At 72.7% G+C, this 17078-nt stretch carries 13 protein-coding genes; 3 read left to right on the top strand and 10 right to left on the bottom strand.

Features of this window, described 5'->3' with window-relative positions; all coding sequences use genetic code 11:
- Positions 1–206 precede the first annotated feature (206 nt).
- The 3 genes from JK363_RS29950 to JK363_RS29940 all read left to right on the top strand — a co-directional run bounded on the left by JK363_RS29950 (position 207) and on the right by JK363_RS29940 (position 1983).
- Positions 207–590, top strand: a complete 384-nt coding sequence (locus JK363_RS29950) for a DUF2795 domain-containing protein (RefSeq protein WP_201879674.1) — start codon at positions 207–209, stop codon at positions 588–590.
- 188 nt (positions 591–778) lie between these two features.
- Entirely contained in the window at positions 779–1588 is an 810-nt protein-coding gene (locus JK363_RS29945) for a class I SAM-dependent methyltransferase (RefSeq protein ID WP_201879672.1), read from the top strand.
- 41 nt (positions 1589–1629) lie between these two features.
- Complete coding sequence (locus JK363_RS29940; RefSeq protein WP_201879671.1) at positions 1630–1983, top strand: VOC family protein; 354 nt, start codon at positions 1630–1632, stop codon at positions 1981–1983.
- Here the strand turns inward: JK363_RS29940 and JK363_RS29935 are convergent.
- The 10 genes from JK363_RS29935 to JK363_RS29890 form a co-directional block, all read right to left on the bottom strand.
- Entirely contained in the window at positions 1932–4223 is a 2292-nt protein-coding gene (locus JK363_RS29935) for a DUF5107 domain-containing protein (RefSeq protein WP_201879669.1), read from the bottom strand. The two genes, JK363_RS29940 and JK363_RS29935, sit on opposite strands and share 52 nt — an antisense overlap.
- Before the next feature lie 111 nt (positions 4224–4334).
- Positions 4335–4886, bottom strand: coding sequence for a GNAT family N-acetyltransferase (locus tag JK363_RS29930; RefSeq protein WP_201879667.1), 552 nt, complete (start codon positions 4884–4886; stop codon positions 4335–4337).
- 101 nt (positions 4887–4987) lie between these two features.
- Entirely contained in the window at positions 4988–5728 is a 741-nt protein-coding gene (locus JK363_RS29925) for a 4'-phosphopantetheinyl transferase family protein (protein WP_201879665.1), read from the bottom strand.
- 164 nt (positions 5729–5892) lie between these two features.
- A complete protein-coding gene (locus JK363_RS29920) occupies positions 5893–7914 on the bottom strand; it encodes a S9 family peptidase (protein ID WP_372444877.1) in 2022 nt (673 codons plus the stop codon).
- Between the two features lie 3 nt (positions 7915–7917).
- Complete coding sequence (locus JK363_RS29915; protein WP_201879663.1) at positions 7918–9273, bottom strand: M20/M25/M40 family metallo-hydrolase; 1356 nt, start codon at positions 9271–9273, stop codon at positions 7918–7920.
- Positions 9266–10099: a M55 family metallopeptidase gene (locus JK363_RS29910; RefSeq protein WP_201879661.1), complete on the bottom strand. Its 834-nt coding sequence runs from the start codon at positions 10097–10099 to the stop codon at positions 9266–9268. The genes JK363_RS29915 and JK363_RS29910 overlap by 8 nt, the downstream gene beginning before the upstream one ends.
- Before the next feature lie 55 nt (positions 10100–10154).
- Positions 10155–10889, bottom strand: a complete 735-nt coding sequence (locus JK363_RS29905) for a class I SAM-dependent methyltransferase (protein ID WP_201879659.1) — start codon at positions 10887–10889, stop codon at positions 10155–10157.
- A gap of 135 nt (positions 10890–11024) precedes the next feature.
- Positions 11025–13523, bottom strand: coding sequence for an ATP-binding SpoIIE family protein phosphatase (locus JK363_RS29900; RefSeq protein ID WP_201879657.1), 2499 nt, complete (start codon positions 13521–13523; stop codon positions 11025–11027).
- Positions 13524–13776: 253 nt separating this feature from the next.
- On the bottom strand, positions 13777–16296 hold the full coding sequence (locus JK363_RS29895) for an MFS transporter (RefSeq protein ID WP_307821909.1): 2520 nt from the start codon (positions 16294–16296) through the stop codon (positions 13777–13779).
- Between the two features lie 292 nt (positions 16297–16588).
- Positions 16589–17044, bottom strand: a complete 456-nt coding sequence (locus JK363_RS29890; protein ID WP_201879655.1) for an SRPBCC family protein — start codon at positions 17042–17044, stop codon at positions 16589–16591.
- Positions 17045–17078: the final 34 nt, after the last annotated feature.

The following is a 17078-nucleotide window of genomic DNA, read 5'->3' as shown; positions in this document are numbered from 1 at the left end:
CGGCCGCCAAACCTGCCGCGAACAGATGGTCGCACCCGATCAGGGAAACCTCGTGTTGATGACGCGGCGGCGGGTACGCAAAGGGGACGACGGGTCGGCCGGAATCGGCCGTACCGCCACAACGGGGGGCGAAAACGGAGAGAGAACAGATCTCGGGCCCACCGGCCGGCCCGAGGTGCGACGGACCCGCCAGGAAGGGGACCGACATGCAGCGAGGCAGCAACCGGGTGAGCGTCCGCAGGGACGACGAGATGAAGCACGAACTCCAGGGACTGATCCGCTCCGGCCACCCCACGCGGGTCGAGGAGTGGCACGACCCGGAACCCGCCGCCGACGACGACCCGCCGGTCATGACCGGACCGGTGCCCGCTCGCGGGACGGGCGGCGAGGCGGAGGCCCTGCGGTTCGAGTTCGCCCGGCGTCTGGGACGTACGACGTTCCCCGCGGACCGCGGCACCGTGCTGCGCACCTTGCGGGAGCGGCACACCCCGGACCGGCTGATCGCCCGTGCCGAGGAGCTGCCCTCGGACCGCACCTACCACACGGTCGGGGAGGTGGTCTCGGCGCTCGGCCTGCACCCGGAGGCGTAGAGCCGCGGGGTTGAGGGGAGGGGCGACCGCCCCTCCCCCTCTTTTTTGTGCGGATTCTTTGTGCGGGCGCGCGACCGTTCTGCATAGTGAGACGTCACTCTCGCGATACGAGATGGCGTTCTAGGGTGGAGCCACTGCCGACCATCGGTCGATTCGTCAACCTCCAGGGCTCGAAGGGGAGTTCCGCCATGCCGAAGGACACCGCCGTCTACACCCACGGACACCACGAATCGGTGCTGCGCTCGCACACCTGGCGCACGGCGGCCAATTCCGCGGCCTATCTGACCGGCCATCTCGAGCCCCGGATGCGGATTCTGGACATCGGCTGCGGCCCCGGCACGATCACCGCGGATCTGGCCGAACTGGTCCCGGGGGGCGAGGTCATCGCGGTCGACGCGGACAGCGGCGTACTGGAGCGGGCGCGGGCGGTGGCGGAGGAGCGGGGGCTGTCCCATGTCCGCTTCGCGGTCGCCGACGTCCACGAGCTGGACCACCCGGACAACTCCTTCGACGTGGTACACGCCCACCAGGTGCTCCAGCACGTCGGCGACCCGGTGCGGGCGCTGCGCGAGATGCGCCGGGTGTGCCGTCCGGGCGGGCTGGTGGCGGTGCGGGACAGCGACTACGCCGCCATGACCTGGTATCCGTCCGTGCCCGGGATGGACGAGTGGCTGGGTCTGTACCGCCGGGTCGCCCGTGCGAACGGCGGTGAGCCGGACGCCGGGCGCCGACTGCGCTCCTGGGCGCTGGCGGCGGGCTTCACCGACATCACCGCGACCGCCGGCACGTGGTGCTACGCCACCCCCGAGGAGCGGGCCTGGTGGAGCGGGCTGTGGGCGGACCGTACGGTCGCCTCCTCCTACGCCCGTCTCGCGGTGGACGGGGGCCATGCGACCGAGGCCGAACTGCGGGGGATCGCGGACGCGTGGCGGGCGTGGGGGGAGTGCGCCGACGGGTGGTTCAGTGTGCTGCACGGTGAACTCCTCTGCCGCGTCTGAGCAGTTCAACTGGGCTCGGCAGTTCAACTAGGCTCGCCCGCATGGACATTCTCGGGACTTCACTGCGCGTGTGCGTCGACGACCTGGACTCGGCGATCCCCGTCTACGAACGACTGACCGGCGCCGAGGCGTTCCGCTTCCAGCGGGGAGGGGTCTCGGTCGCGGCGGTCGGCTGCTTCTTCCTGATGAGCGGCCCGGAGTCGGAACTGTCGATCCTCCGTAAGATCCAGGCGACACTCGCGGTGAAGGACGTGGACGAGGCGGTGGCCGATCTGACCGCCGTGGGCGCGCAGATCGTCGCCGGTCCCCTGCCCGCCCCCGTGGGCCGCACCCTGGTGGCCCGTCACCCCGACGGATCGGTCTTCGAATACGTCGACCGCAACCCGACGGACTGACGGAAACCCGGGGCCGCCGGGCCGTGGGATGACGGCCCGGCGCCCGGGGCCTGGGCGGGGCGCATGCGGAACTCATAGGGCTCGGGCAGGGGATGTTCCGCCCTCGCCCGGGTCCGTGTCGCTTCCGTCCGCGGCTCGCCCGGCCGCGCGATCAGCGCCTCGGCGATCGCATACCACGTATCGCTCAACGCCTCGTCGCCCTCGCGCAGATCGCAGACCTCGAACCCCTCGTCGAAGACGGCGCGGGCGGCTTCGGGGTCGCCCTGGGCGAGCAGCACCTGTGCCCGCAGCAGTCGGAAGCGGCCGCGTGCGCGGACGGCCGGGCGCAGTGCGTCGAGCACCGCGCGGGCGTCATCGGCGCGATCGACGGCGAGGAGGGCGACAACCGCCTCACGACCCAGTGCCGCTTCGGCCGCCTCCATGGCGCGGGGGTCGGGGTCGGCGGGCACGGGCGGCGCGGCGAGAGAGACGCCGACCGGGGTCGGGGCGGCGGAGGATTCGGTGGCCACTGGTTCGACGGCCACCGCTTCGGTGACCCGGCCGGTGGCGGCCCGTTGGGTGGCCACCGCTTCGGTGACCGGGTTGGTGGTGGCCAGCACCAGCCGTACCGCGCGCAGCAGCCGCTCGGCCGCACGGGACGGGTGGCCGGCCTCGCTGTCGGCCACGGCGAGACAGCGCAGCGCCCAGGGGGACTCCGCACATCGCAGCGACCGCTCCCAGCTGCGCTCGGCCTGGGCCCGGTCGCCCGCATGCCACTGGGCGACACCCAGGTGGTATTCGGCGGCGGCGGTGGCCGGTGCGGCCTCCAGCAGGTCACGCCAGGCCGGGGCCACCAGGGACGGGCCGGGGTCGGCCCGGGAGGGGCCCGGCTCCCAGGCAGGGAGGGCGCCGGTGCGCAGCAGCCGTCGCCAGGGCTCCTGTTCAGCACCGAGGGTGTCCGGGTCGAAAGGGGTGCCGGGCAGCCGGTGGCCACCGCGCTCGACCTCCAGCGCGCCCCATCCGGAACCGGTGGCGAGGCGCTGTTCCAGTGCGGCGTCGGCGTACGGACGCCAGGCGTCGTACGCGGCGTCGACGGTGGCGCGCGGAAGCGCCGCTTCGAGCCGCTCCTCGATCGCCCGCCGGGCCGCCGCCCAGTCCTCGCCGTGCGCGGCGGCCGGGTCGGCGGACAGCGGTCCGTACGCCTCCAGCCAGGCGAACTCCTCCCCCGCGTCCAGCGGGACGTGCTCCAGCTGGGTACGGGCCAGCCCGGCCTGGATCTCGGCGTAGCCACCGGTGCCGGGTTCGGTCAGCCACCGCTGCCAGCGACGGCCGCCGGGCCCGGCACCCCACAGGAAGAGCTTGCGGCCGCGCAGCAGATCGGTGGAGGTCTGGACGAGGCCGTGGCCCCGGTCGTCCACCGCGGCGATCCAGCGCCGGGCGTCCTCGGGGAGTTCGTAGAAGTAGTCGGCGGGATGGCTGCCGCGCAGCGGATAGCTGCGGTCGGCACCGTTCCACTCCGGGACCGGGACCCGGGTCAGGGTGCGGGTGTAGCCGAAGTGCCAGGCTTCGTCGGCGGGGGCGAGGACACGGGTGCGCTCGTCCTCGGGGACGGCGATGTTGGACCACCAGTAGACAGGGGCGGGGTGGTGGTGCGGATTGCGGATCCGTACGCCCACGTACAGGAACGCGGAGTCGGCCGGCAGCCACAGATCGACCTGGAACGGCAGGTCGCGCAGCCGCTCCCACTCCCACAGCCGCACCATCGCGCCCCCGTCGGCGGCGTCGGGCGCGGGTACCCGGGCGGCGTGCAGGGGTGCGCAGGACAGGGTGGTGTGGCCGGTGGCGCCGATGTTCCACTCGATGCCGCCGGAGAACCAGGCGCCGTTGAGCGCGAAGTCGGCGGGCTGGAACACCGGGTTGCGGTAGAGGAGTTCACGGCCGGTGGGCTTGTGGTGGAGGGAGTGCACCCGGCCGCCGAGACCGGGCAGCACGGTGGCGCGGAGGTGGTCGTTCTCAAGGACGAGGGCGTCGAGTGCGGTGGGGAGGCGGTCGCGGCCGTAGCCGTCGCGCAGCCGCACCGGGAGCACCGAGCGCAGTGGGCGGTAGGCGACCTGACGGGCCATATCGGCGGGGAGGGTGGCGCGGACGCGCTCGTCGACGCGGTGGGTCTCGTCGAGGGGGCGCAGCGCGGGCAGGGGGTTCCCGGGCCCGAGCGGGGCGGCGGGAAGGGTCAGGGTGGTACGTCGCACGGTCGTGGCCACTGGCTGCCTCGTTCCGACTGCCTCGGGTCACCTCTGCTGTGGCGACCGTCCGATGACCATGGAACCGCGTCGCGGGCCCGGTGAACAGAGCGGCCGCACACCGTGGATGGCTCATTCGCCGCGGGCGTCGTCCAGCATGTCGCTGGTGATGGCCCAGCGCTCGTGGTCGCGCCAGGCGCCTTCGATGTAGAGGAAGTCGGGGGAGAAGCCCTCCAGCCGGAGGCCGTGGCGCTTCACCAGCCGGAGCGACGCCTTGTTGCCGGGCTGGATGTTGATCTCGATGCGGTGCAGTCCGAGCGGGCCGAAGGCGTGCCGCAGGACCAGTCCGAGCCCCTCGGACATATAGCCCCGTCCGGAATGGGGCGCGAACGCCCCGTAGCCGATCGATCCGCACTGGAAGGCGCCGCGCACAATGGTGTTGATGTTGATGAATCCGGCGAGGGCGCCGGTCTCCCGGACACAGACGAGGAAGCCTTCGCGGTCATCGCTCTCCAGCTGGGAGATGAAGGGCTCGTACGCCTGCTCGGTGGTGGGCAGGGTCAGCCAGGGGCGGTGGAAACCGGCGCTGTCCCGGGCGCAGCGGATGAACTCCGCGCGGTCCTCTCGCCGGTGGGGCCGGATGGCGACGCGGGCGCCCTCGGCGAGATACGGATGATCAGGCATGGGCTCATGATGGTACGGGGCGGTGGACCGCGCCAGCGGTTCACCGCCCCGTACCGCGGAACCGGCCCCGCCGGGTCCGCGGTGGCGGCCGCCGAGAGGGGTCAGGCCGTCTGCGCGGGGTCCAGCAGGGCGAGGGCCGCCGCGTACCCGGAGCCGGAGGGGACCGCGTCGGTCAGGGGGATGTCGAGCAGTGTCCAGGGACCGACCGGCACCGGCTCGGGGCCCGTGCCGACATAGCTGATCGACGGGTCCTGGGACAGCCCGGTGCCGATGCCCTTGAGATACGCCTCCTTGCGCGTCCAGCAGCGGGCGAAGGCCGCGGGCCGGCCCTCCTGCGGAAGCGCGTCCAGCTCGGCGCGCTCCGAGGGGTGCAGGCTCCCGGCGACCGTCTCGACCACGGAGGCGGGCTGGAGCTGCTCCACATCGGCCCCGACCGGGGAACCCGCGAAGGCGAACAGCACCAGATCACCGGCGTGGGACATATTGAAGTGCAGCGGGTGGCCGGGCACCGCGGGGCGGCCGTGCGGACCGCCGCAGCCGGGGCATGCCTCACGGGTGAACGGCACGGCGGCGGGCTCCAGATCGAGATAGCCGCCGAGCAGCTGACGCAGCCCCATATGGGCGGCGGTGTACCGCAGGCGGTCCTCCTCGCGCATGAACTTCCCGGCCCGCTCGCGCTCCTCGGCGTCCAGGATCTTGTCGGGTGCCTCCATCTCGGGGGCGGAGGTATAGGCGGAGACGCTGAGCAGCCAGGTCTCGGGCCCGCCGTGTGGCCAGGTGCCGGACAGGGCGGCGGGCAGCGGCTCACGGCCGACGATGCGTGGGGCCCGTGGGGGTGTCAACTCGCTCCTCCAGAAGGGGTGATGGCGAAATGCCCGGTGTCGCGGTGATCACGCTACCGGGACCGCGGGGCCCGGGGCAGCGGAGCTCCGGACAATCTTCGGCGACGCGCCGCCGAAGTCCGGGCGCGGGGCCACGGGGAAGGGCATCGGGCGTGGGCCGGGGGTTACGTCTTCAGATCGAGGGCGGGGACATCGGTGCGGGGGATCCCGAAGGTCTGGGTGTAGAGGGAGAGTTCGGCCTCCAGGGCGCGGATCATGGTGTCGGAGCGCCGGAAGCCATGGCCCTCACCCTCGAAGGTGAGATAGGCGTGTGGAATGCCGCGCCCGGCGATGACCTCGAGGAAGCGCTCGCACTGCTCGGGCGGGCAGATGGTGTCCTCCAGCCCCTGGAGCAGCAGGAAGGGTGCGCGGATCCGGTCGGCGCGATGGATCGGGGAACGCTCGCGATAGCGCTCGGGGACCTCGGCCGGCGGTCCGACCAGCGACTCCGTATAGCGGGACTCGAAGTCATGGGTGCCGCCGGTGGCCCAGGCGGTGAGGTCGAGGATGGGGTAGCTGATGGTGCCGCAGGCGTAGAGCCCGGTGGTGGTGAGGGAGACGGCCGCGGTCCAGCCGCCCGCGCTGCCACCGCGGATCGCCAGCCGCGCACGGTCGGCGGTGCCCTCGTCGGCAAGGGCCCGGGCGACGGCGGCGCAGTCCTCGACATCGACCACACCCCACTGGCCGTGCAGCCGGTTGCGGTAGGCGCGGCCGTGGCCGGTGGAGCCGCCGTAGTTGACCTCGGCGACACCGATACCGCGCGAGGTGAAGTAGGCGATCTCCAGATCCAGGACGAGTGGGGCCCGGGAGGTGGGGCCGCCGTGGGCCCGGACCACATAGGGCGGCAGCTCGCCCTCGGGCGCGGTGTGGTCGGGATGGTGCGGTGGATGGATGTGGGCGTGGATCTCCCGGCCGTCCGGCCCGGTGAAGGTGCGGACCCGCGGCTCGGGGTAATAGGCGGGGTCGACGGGGTCGGTGTGCGGGCTGCCGATGACCCGGGCGTGGCCGGTGCGGGCATCCAGCTCGACCACCTCATGGCCGCTGCGGGGGCTCGCGGCGACACCCCTCACCCGGGTGCCGTCCACGGCGAGCGTCGGCTCCCATTCGGTCCATGGCCCGGGGACATCGGCCAGCTCACCGGTGTGGGGGTCGAGGATGCCGAGCACGGCGGCGCCCCGGCCGTGCGTGACGGCGATCAGCCCGTCGGGCAGCGGGGCGAACCAGCGGTGGCCCAGCTTCCACAGCGGACCGGCGAACTCCTCCTGCCGGTCGCAGAGGGTGGTGCGCGGAACGGCGCCGCCGCCCACCGCGTCGGGGTCGATGCGCTGGAGCTGCCACCAGCCGCTGTGGTCGGAGACGAACAACAGCGAGCCGTCGGGCGCCCATTCGGCCTGTGGCACCGATTCCCCGGTTCCGCCGGCCACCGGCCGTACCGCGGTGAACACGCCCTCCGCGGTGATGTCGGCGAGCATCACCACCGTGCCGTCCCACGGCATCCGCGGATGGTCCCAGGCGATCCAGACGGCCCGGCGCCCATCGGGCGAGAGCCGGGGGCCGGTGACGAAGTCATGGCGGGCGTCGGTCAGCTCCCGCACCGCCGCGCGGTCCCCGGCGGCCGAACCGTCCAGCGGTACGGCGGCGATCACCCGCCGTACGTCACCGGGCCCTTCGCCGGTGGATTCCTCCAGCACTCCCCACACTTCGCCGCGCTCGGGGTGGATCTGGAGATCCGCCCAGCGCAGCCCGCCGCCCACCCGCGACACCGGGGTCAGCGGGCGCGGTGCCGCCCCCTCCGGGGCATCGGGCTCGAACGCGTACAGCCGCTGGTCGGCGAAGTGGACAAAGACCGCCAGCGGGCCCCGGGCGGGGCGCGGCACCGCGGCCCACGGGGTGCCGCCGTACCCCATGACCCGGCTGCGCGCATGCCACGGCGCGGGCAGCACCGAGAGCTCCGGGCCGTCGGCCCGCCGCCGTACCAGGGTGCGGCGGCCGCCCTCCGCCGGGCGCGGCGCGGTCCACCACACCTCCTCCCCGACGCTGCCCAGATACTCCGGATGGCCGTCGTGGGAGGCGGCGAGCGCGGCGTCCACCGGGGAGTGCCAGGTGCCGTAGGGGGCCGACACGGTTGTCATCTGCTGCTGCCGCATCGCTCACGCCCTCTGCAAGAAGTGGTCGAGAACCCGGACGCCGAAGTGCAGGGCGTCCACCGGCACCCGCTCGTCCACGCCGTGATAGAGCGCCTGGTAGTCGAAGCCCTCGGGGAGCCGCAGCGGTGAGAAGCCGTAGCCGAGGATGCCGAGACGGGAGAACTGTTTGGCATCCGTGCCGCCCGACATGCAGTACGGCACCACATGACCGCCCGGGTCGAACCGCTCCACGGCGGCGCGCATCGCCTGGTACGTCGGGGCGCCGGGTCCGACCGGTGCCTGGAGCGGAACCTCGCGGTGATGGAACTCCCAGTCCACCTCCGGCCCGGTGAGCCGGTCGAGGGTGGTACAGAACTCCTCCTCCGCGCCGGGCAGGATCCGGCCGTCCACATAGGCGGTGGCGCTCCCCGGGATCACATTGATCTTGTAACCGGCTTCCAGGACCGTGGGGTTGGCGCTGTTGCGCACGGTCGGCTCGACCAGGGCCGCGGCGGGACCCAGCCCGGCCAGCAGCGCGTCGATGTCGAGGTCCGGCGCGTCCAGATCGGCCGGATGGCCCCGCAGCGCGGCCAGTTCGGCCAGCGCGGCCTGCACGGTGGGCGTCAGCCGCACCGGCCACTGGTGTTCGCCGATCCGGGCCACGGCCGCGGCCAGTCTGCTGACCGCGTTGGCCCGGTTGACCTTCGAACCGTGTCCGGCCCGGCCGTGTGCGGTGAGCTTGAGCCAGGCCGTGCCGCGCTCGCCCGCCGCTATGGGGTAGAGCCGCATCCCGGATCCGGCGTGGAAGGTGAAGGCGCCCGACTCGCTGATGCCCTCGGTGCAGCCCTCGAACAGCTCGCCGTGCTGATCGGCGAGAAAGCCGGAGCCCGCCACGGCGCTGTCCTCCTCGTCGGCGGTGAAGGCCAGCACGATGTCCCGGCGCGGCCGCACCCCCGACCGGGCCCAGGCGCGCATGGTCGCCAGCACCATCGCGTCCATGTTCTTCATGTCGATGGCGCCGCGGCCCCACACCACCCCGTCGCGGACCTCACCGGAGAAGGGGTGCACGGTCCAGTCGGCGGGCTCGGCGGGCACCACGTCCAGATGGCCATGGACGAGCAGCGCGGGCGCGGAGGAATCGGTGCCCTCGATCCGGGCGACCACATTGGTGCGCCCCGGCGAGCGCTCCAGCAGGGTGGGGTCGATGTCCACATCGCTGAGCATCTCCGCCACATACTCGGCGGCCGGGCGCTCGGAGCAGTCTCCGCCGCCGCGGTTGGTGGTGTCGATCGCGATCAGCTCGGAGGTGAACCGCACCACCTCCTCGAGCGCCTGGGGATCGATCGCTTCGATCGCCTGGGGACGGCCGGTGTCAGCCATACTGCTCCTCCACCGCGGCCGAGACGACCGTCGTGACCGCCTTGAAGCAGCGGATGCCCTCGTACATGGTGGGTGAGGTGTAGGCGACGCGGCGCTCACCGGTGGGCTCCACCCCCGGCACCACACTGGCCGCGCCCGCCAGCTGCGCGGCGTCGAACTCCAGCTCCACCCTGAACGGCCCGCCGCGCACGGGCTCATGGCGCACCGCCAGCGCCGCCGCCTCGCGCGCCGCCTCCCGGATGTCCGCGGCGGTGCGGGCGGGGGTGCGGCACACCGCCGCATAGCGCGACACATAGTCCTTGACGGCGACCGAACGGGCCGCAGGCGCATAGCCCTTGGCGTCCTCACAGGTGCGGTCGTCCCCGGTCACCAGCACCACCGGCACCCCGTACTCGGCGACGACCAGGGCATTGAGCCGGCCTTCGCTCGCGGGTACACCGTCCACCCACACCCCCGTGATGGAGTTGGCCAGATAGGTGTGGGCGAGGACGCCCTCGGTGCCCGCGCCGGTGTGATAGCCGACGAACGCGATCCCGTCCACATCGCCGTGCTGCACCCCCTCGACCATGCTCAGGCTCTTGTGCCGGCCGGTGAGCATCTGGGCCCGCTCGTCCAGCTCCTCCAGCAGCAGATTGCGCATCGTCCAGTGCGCCTCGTTGATGAGGACCTCGTCCGCGCCCCCGTCGAGGAACCCTGCGACCGCCGCGCTCACGTCGGACGTGAACAGACGGCGGCAGCGCTCCCACTGCGGGGTGCCGGGCAGCACATCAGCGGGCCAGGTCACGCCGGTGGCGCCCTCCATGTCGGCGCTGATAAGGATCTTCATGCCTCGTCACGTTACGCGCTGGGACGGACACGAACCAGCCCTGTGGAAAACTGGTCTAGCCCAGTTGCGCGCGGTCCCGCCTCACCACGAACCAGCGCGCCGGAAGCTCCACCCGGGAGCCGTCGGCCCACTGCTCCGTCTGGGCCAGCGCCGTCGGACCCTCGGCCAGTATCTCCAGCCCCACCGCCGCCAGCAGGTCCGGCACCTCCACGTCCGCCGCGTCGGCGGGCCTGAGGCCGTGGTCGAATACCCGCCGCAGCTTGGCGGGCGGACCATCGGGGCTCTGGGCCAGCTTGCCCAGCGTGGCCTTGGACGCCTCCGTCAGCTCCGCCACAAAGGCCCGGCCGCACTCCCCCACCAGGGTCGCCACCGCCTCCGCGACCGCGCGCCGGTCCCCGGCGTCGCTCTGGTGGATGACGGCCCGCATATAGGCATTGGCGTCCCCGAGCCCTTCGTGGAGCTCCCGTATCCCCTGCCGATCCGTCAGGCTCAGCTGCCGGAACTCCGCGACGCCCGCGCTGTCCGCGCGCTGTGCGTGCTCCACCGCCGCGCAGGACAGGTCGACGCCAATCGCCCGTGGGAAGCGGGTGGCCAGATAGCGGGTCTGGGTGCCGTTGCCGCAGCCGAGGTCGACGATCGGCAGCGAGAGGTCCGCGTACGGCGCCAGCAGCTCCATATGCGGGGCCGCGCTCAGCGACGGGTCCACGTCCCAGATGGCCTCCCCCGGGTCCTGTGACGTCTCCTTCCAGTAGCTCTCCCACGCTTGCCTGTAGCGATCCGACACGCTCATCGCCGCTCCCGGGGTCCGACTCGGCCGACATCACGACGTGCTGCCCCGCTGCCTACCCCCACCGCCCGGAGCGGACAAGTGTTCCGGCGCACAACGGTCCGCTCCCCCGGAATCCTTCACGCCGTGTTCGAAACCTCAGACCGCCGGGCGCGGCAGCGCCTGCTCGAACCACACGGTCTTGCCCCGCCCCGAACGGCTGGTGCCCCACTCCCGGGCCAGCGCGCTGATCACCCGCAGACCCCGGCCGCACTCGTCCTCGCGGCCCGCGCTCAGCAGCGTGGGCAGCTCGTGGTCGTCGTCCGAGACCTCGCACAGCAGGGCCTCGGTACGCACCAGACGCAGCATCACATGGTGGGTGTGGGCGTGCCGTAGCGCATTGGTCACCGCCTCGCTCACCAGCAGTTCGGCCGCCTCCGCGGCCTCGCCGAGCCCCCAGCGGTCCAGCCGCTCCCGGACCAGCCGGCGGGCCCGCCCGACCTCCTGGGGATCCAGCGCCAGCCGCCACTGTGCGACATGGTCGGCCGGGATGCCGTTCAACCGGGCCATCAGCAGGGCCACATCGTCCTTGCGGCCGTCGCGGGGGTTGAGGGCACGGATGATGGTGTCGCAGGCGTCGTCCATGGACGCGGCCGGGTGCGCGGCGGATTCGCACAGCGCCGCGAGCCCCGCCCCGATGTCCTGGCCGCGCACCTCGACCAGCCCGTCGGTGCACAGCACCAGCCGGTCGCCGGGTGCCACCGTGACCCGCGCCGTCTCGAACGGCACTCCGCCGACCCCTATGGGCGCCCCGGTCGGCAGCTCCAGCAGCTCGCTGCGGCCGTCCTGGGCGCGCACCAGCACCGGCGGGATATGACCGGCGTTGGCGATCAGCAGCTCGGAGCGGATCGGGTCGTAGACGGCGTACAGACAGGTGGCGAGATAGTGCTCGCCAAGCCGCTGCGCCAGGTCGTCGAGGTTGCGCAGCAGCTGGGCAGGCGGCAGGTCGAGGGCGGCCATGGTCTGCACGGCGGTCCGTAACTGGCCCATCATCGCGGCCGAGTTCAGCCCGTGTCCCATGACATCGCCCACCACCAGCGCGGTGCGCGAACCGGGCAGCTTGATGCTGTCGAACCAGTCGCCGCCGACCCGGCCGAGCCGGGTGCCGGGCAGATAGCGGGTGGCGGTGTCGCAGCCCGCCATCCGCGGGGGGACCCGCGGCAGCATGCTGTCCTGGAGCGTCTCGGCGACGTTCTCCTGGAAGGTGTACATCCGGGCGTTGTCCAGCACCAGCCCGGCGCGGGCGGCGAGTTCGGCGCCGGTCGTCCGGTCCATGTCGTCGAACAGCTCACGCCCGGGACGGCGCAGCAGCACCATGAAGCCCAGCACCACCTGGCGCGCCTTGAGCGGCACGATCAGCACCGACCGGCCGTTGATCAGCGGCCGCAGATCGCGCTTCTCGAACTGCCCGGCGATCCGGTCCCCGATCTCCTCGCCGAGGTGCGGGATCAGCACCGGCTCACCAGTGACCATGCACTGGAAGAACGGGGTGTGTTCGGGGAAGGCGATGCTCTCGCCGACCGGCACCGTGTCGTCCCAGCGGCCCGGTTCGTCGTTGTGCTCCACCCAGACGCGGTGCCAGACGGTGGTGACGTCGGGCGGGCCGTCGGGGAAGCCCTCGCCCGCGAGCACCTGGGCACGCAGATGTGTCCCGGCGAAGTCCGCGAAGCGGGGGACGGCGGCGCTGGTGACCTCGCGGATGGTGCGGGAGAGGTCCAGGGAGCTGCCGATGCGGCCACTGACCTCGTTGAGGAACTCCAACCGCTCGCGGACGGCGGCGTGTTCGAGGTCGATCTCCTCGGCTTCGGTGGGCGGGGCGGGCTCCCCGGGCGCCTGGGAGTCAACGAGGGTGTGCGGATGGGGCCGTGCGCCGTCCGTCATCTCCACGCGCCGCCGGACCGCCTCCTGGCGCGCCTGGCGCTCGCGGTAGCGGGGCATGCCCCAGTCCGGGGTCACCGGCACCCGCTCATGGTGGCTGATCTCCAGGACGGGATAGCCGAGTTCAAGGACCTGGGACACGATCCGGCCGATCGCGGCCGGGCCCATATTGGGCAGGATGTCCGGCAGTCGGCCCGCCAGCCGCTCGGCGTCCGGGAACTCGGTGTGCAGTGCGAAGCCAGGGGTGAACCGCTCCTGCTCCCCGACCGCGTCCGCGCCGGATCCCGCCGCCTCCCCGCCGAGCGCGGCGGCGTCGGCCGCCAGCACCAGCAGCCGTTCAGGTCCCGGCCCCACCAGCGGATACGCCCACCACAGCACATCGGTCCGGTGCCGCGCCGGGTCCCCCATCCGGGCGCGGCCCGCGGTCGGATAGCGGACCGGTCCGTGTCGCGAGTCCTCGAGACCGGCGTGGTCACCGGGGACGTCCACACCGCGCAGCGCGCCCGAGACCGGCATCAGATCCACCGCGGGACGGCCGACGGCCTGGTCACGGGCGCGTCCGAAGAGCCTGCGCGCCCCCGAACTCCAGTGGGTGACCAGCCCCTCGGTGTCCACCACGACCACCGCGAGCGGCACCCTCCCCGGTACGGCGCCATGCCGCCGCGGCACCGCGGGCGCGCCGCCCCGCTCGTCGTCGCCGTGCGACGTGCCATGCTCCATCGGCGCAAGCTCCTCCGCACGCAAGATCTCCGACACCGCTACCCACGGTACGACCGTGATGGCCGCCCGTGTGGGGTAATACCCGAATAGGTGTCATGTGCGGGGGAGCGCCCCGGACCGTCCGGCGCCGTGCCCCGCAATACGGACACGGCCCGCGGGAAGGCCGGGGCATCCGGGGAGCGCGAGCGCCGCCGGGGCACCCCTGTTCGGGGTTGCGTCCCGGCGGCGCCGACGAGCCATCGGTGACCGGACGTCAGTCCTCGTGTCCCAGCTGGAGGTCGCGTTCGGTCCGGCCGCCACCCGCTACCTGGAGCACGGTCGCCACCGGCGGATAGCCCGCGGCGATCACCGTGTACTCGCCCGCCGACAGGTCGATGAAACGGAAGGCGCCGTCGGTTCCCGTCGTGGCCGTGTCGACGACATTGCCCGCCGCGTCCAGCAGCGTGACCCGCGCGTCCTCCACCGGGCGCCCGCCGCCCGCGCGGACCACACCGCGCAGCACCGCGCCGCCCGCCAGCTCGATGTCCTGCCGGGTCTCCCGCGCGGCCTGCACGGTGACCGGCAGGGCCGCGGGGCGGAACGCGGGGGCGCTCGCGGCGAGGGTGTACTCCCCCGCCACCAACTCGGCCATCACATAGCCGCCTTCGCGGCCGCTGCGGGTGGAGGCGACCACGTCGCCGCGTACGTCGGTCAGGGTCACCGTGGCCTCCCGTACCGGGGTGCCGTCCGCGGTGAGCACGGCCCCGGCGAGCCGTCCCGCGCCGCCCAACACCACGTCCAGCTCGACCGGGCGCTCGCCGACCGTGACACTGACCGCCCGGGGCTGGTGCCCGCCGGCCGCCGCGATCAGGACGTACGAACCGCTGCCCGGTGTGCTCAGCGCGTACCGGCCGTCCTCGCCGCTTGCGCCGCGCCCGATCTGACGGCCGCCCACGTCGATGAGGGTGAGGGCGGCCCGCGGAACCGTTGTGCCGTCGTGGTGCTGGACGGTGCCGCAGACCGGGACGCCCGCGCTGGGCGGTGGCGCGGCGGAGGCGGCGGCGTGCCGCGGCGCCGTGCCCGTGCGCGCCGCCGGTACGACGGGGTCTGGCTGGACGGCAAAGTCGGTGTGGGACACCAGAGGTTTCTCCTTCAGCAGGAAGGCGAGCAGGAAGCCCAGGACGAGCACCGGCACGAGATAGAGGAAGATCCGCGGCATGGCGTGGGCATACGCCGCGATGTACCCGTCGCGGAGGGGACCCGGCATGGCGTGCACCACCTGCGGGGTGACCGACTCGGGGTCGGGCAGTCCGGCCGCGTCCCCGCCGTGGCCGGACGCCGCCCCGGCGGGCAGCTCGACCGTGAGCCGGTCGGCGAGGCGGTTGGCGAAGAGCGTGCCGAAGACGGCCGCGCCGACACTGCCGCCGATCTGCCGGAAGTAGTTGTTGGCGCTGGTGGCCGAGCCGAGGTCGGCGGCGGGCACGGAGTTCTGGACGGCCAGCACCAGCACCGGCAGCACCAGCCCGATGCCGAGTCCGAGGATGCCCATCCACAGGCTGTAGTCCTGCCGGGAGGTGTCCTCGTCCAGCCGGGACAGCAGCCACATGCCGCCCACCGAGATCGCGCCGCCGAGGACGGGGAAGACCTTGTACCGCCCGGTGGCGCTGATGAGCTGGCCGGAGAGGATCGAGGCCAGCACCATGCCGCCCATCATGGGCACCATCAGCAGACCGGATTCGGTGGCCGAGACCCCGTCGACCATCTGGAGGAAGGTGGGAAGGTAGCTGGCGGCGCCGAACAGGGCCACCCCGATGACCGCGCCGATCAGCCCGCTGACGCAGAAGACCGCATCGCGGAACAGCCGCATGGGGATGATCGGTTCGGGGGCGATGCACTCCACGACGACGAAGAGGACCGCCGAGCCGAGCGCGCCGAGCGCGAGCCCGAGGATGACGCGGTCGCCCCAGGCGTACTCCGTACCGCCCCAACTGGTCAGCAGCACCGCGCAGGTGGAGAACACCGACAGGAACAGCGCGCCCAGGAAGTCGAAACGGGCCCGGCGGGGCGCCTCGGGCACCCGGAGGACCATGGCCACCACGACCAAAGTGACCAGGCCCAAGGGGACGTTGACGTAGAAGCACCAACGCCAGGAGGCATGGTCGGTGAAGAAGCCGCCGATCAGCGGTCCGGCCACCGAGGCGAGGCCGAACGCGGCGCCGATGAGCCCCATGTAGCGACCGCGTTCCCGCGGCGGCACGATATCGGCCATGATCGCCTGAACGCCGATCATCAGCCCGCCCGCGCCCACGCCCTGGAGCGCGCGGAAGACGATCAGCTCCTCCATGGTGCGCGACCAGCCCGCCAGCGCGGACCCGGCGATGAAGACGACGATCGCGAAGATGAAGACACTCTTGCGGCCGATGAGATCGCCCAGCTTGCCGTAGAGCGGCAGCACGATGGTGACGGCGAGGAGGTAGGAGGTGACGGTCCAGGACATCTTGTCCAGACCGTGGAGTTCACCGACGACCTCGGGGAGGGCGGTGGCCACGATGGTCTGGTCGAGCGCCGCGAGCAGCAGCGCCAGCATCAGCCCGAAGAAGACCGTCCGGACCCGGGCCGGACTGAGCGGGGCCGCCGCGGCGGGACCATCAGTCGCGGGGGGCGGCGGGCCGTCCGCCTCGAGGACCGGGGCGGGCGCGTAGCCGGAGGCGGGAGTGTCCGCGGGCCCGTGCCCCTCGGCCTTCCCGGCCCCGTCCGCCCCTTTCGCCAAGGTGGTCCCGGTGGTCTGGCCCACGTCCTGCTCCCCTCATCACGCCTGCGCCGCCGCCCATTTCTCGCATTACGCGTCACAACCGGCAAACCACGACGAATCGTCGATGAGGGGGATGAGGGGACATTCTCCCCGGTGAGAGTGTGTGCGGGCGTTATGCCGCACCGAAGGGGAAACCACCCGAACCGGTGACCGCGGCAGCCGTCCCCTGACGGGGCGGACCGGCCGCGGCCCGGCCGGAAGGGGGTGTCAGGTCACGCCGGTTCGCGGCGGAAGGGGGTGTCAGGTCACGCCGGTTCGCGGCGGAAGGACGGCGTCACTCGGAGCCCTGCGCGGCGACCTCCGCCGCCAGCTTCTCCAGCAGCTCGTCATAGATACGGGCGAGGCCCTTGGGGGCGAAGGTCCGCTCGAAGAAGCCGCCGATGCCGCCCGCCCCGTTCCAGACCGAGGTGACAACGACCCGGGACCGGCCCTCGCCCGCCGGGGTCACCGTCCAGGTGGTCACCATCGAGGAGTTGCGGTCCTTCTCCACCAGCTGCCCGTCGGTGGGCTCGGAGACCTCCAGCAGACAGTCGCGCACCCGCTTGCTGGTGGCCTGGAGCTTCCAGTGGACAAGGGTGCCCTCGCCGTCGCCGCCCTCGCGCACCTCGTACTCACTGAAGTGCTGCGGAAGCAGCCGGGGGCGGGTCTCGCGGTAGTCGGCGAGTGCGTCGAACACATCCTCGGGCTTGCCCGTGACGATGCGCTCCGTGGTGGCCTCGACCTGCCCCATTGCTCTTCCTCCGTGTCGACCGTGAACCGGTGCG

Origin of the sequence: Streptomyces coffeae (assembly GCF_016741875.1) — a bacterium.
GTDB lineage: Bacteria > Actinomycetota > Actinomycetes > Streptomycetales > Streptomycetaceae > Streptomyces > Streptomyces coffeae.
This window is presented reverse-complemented; position numbering and strand designations above follow the sequence as displayed.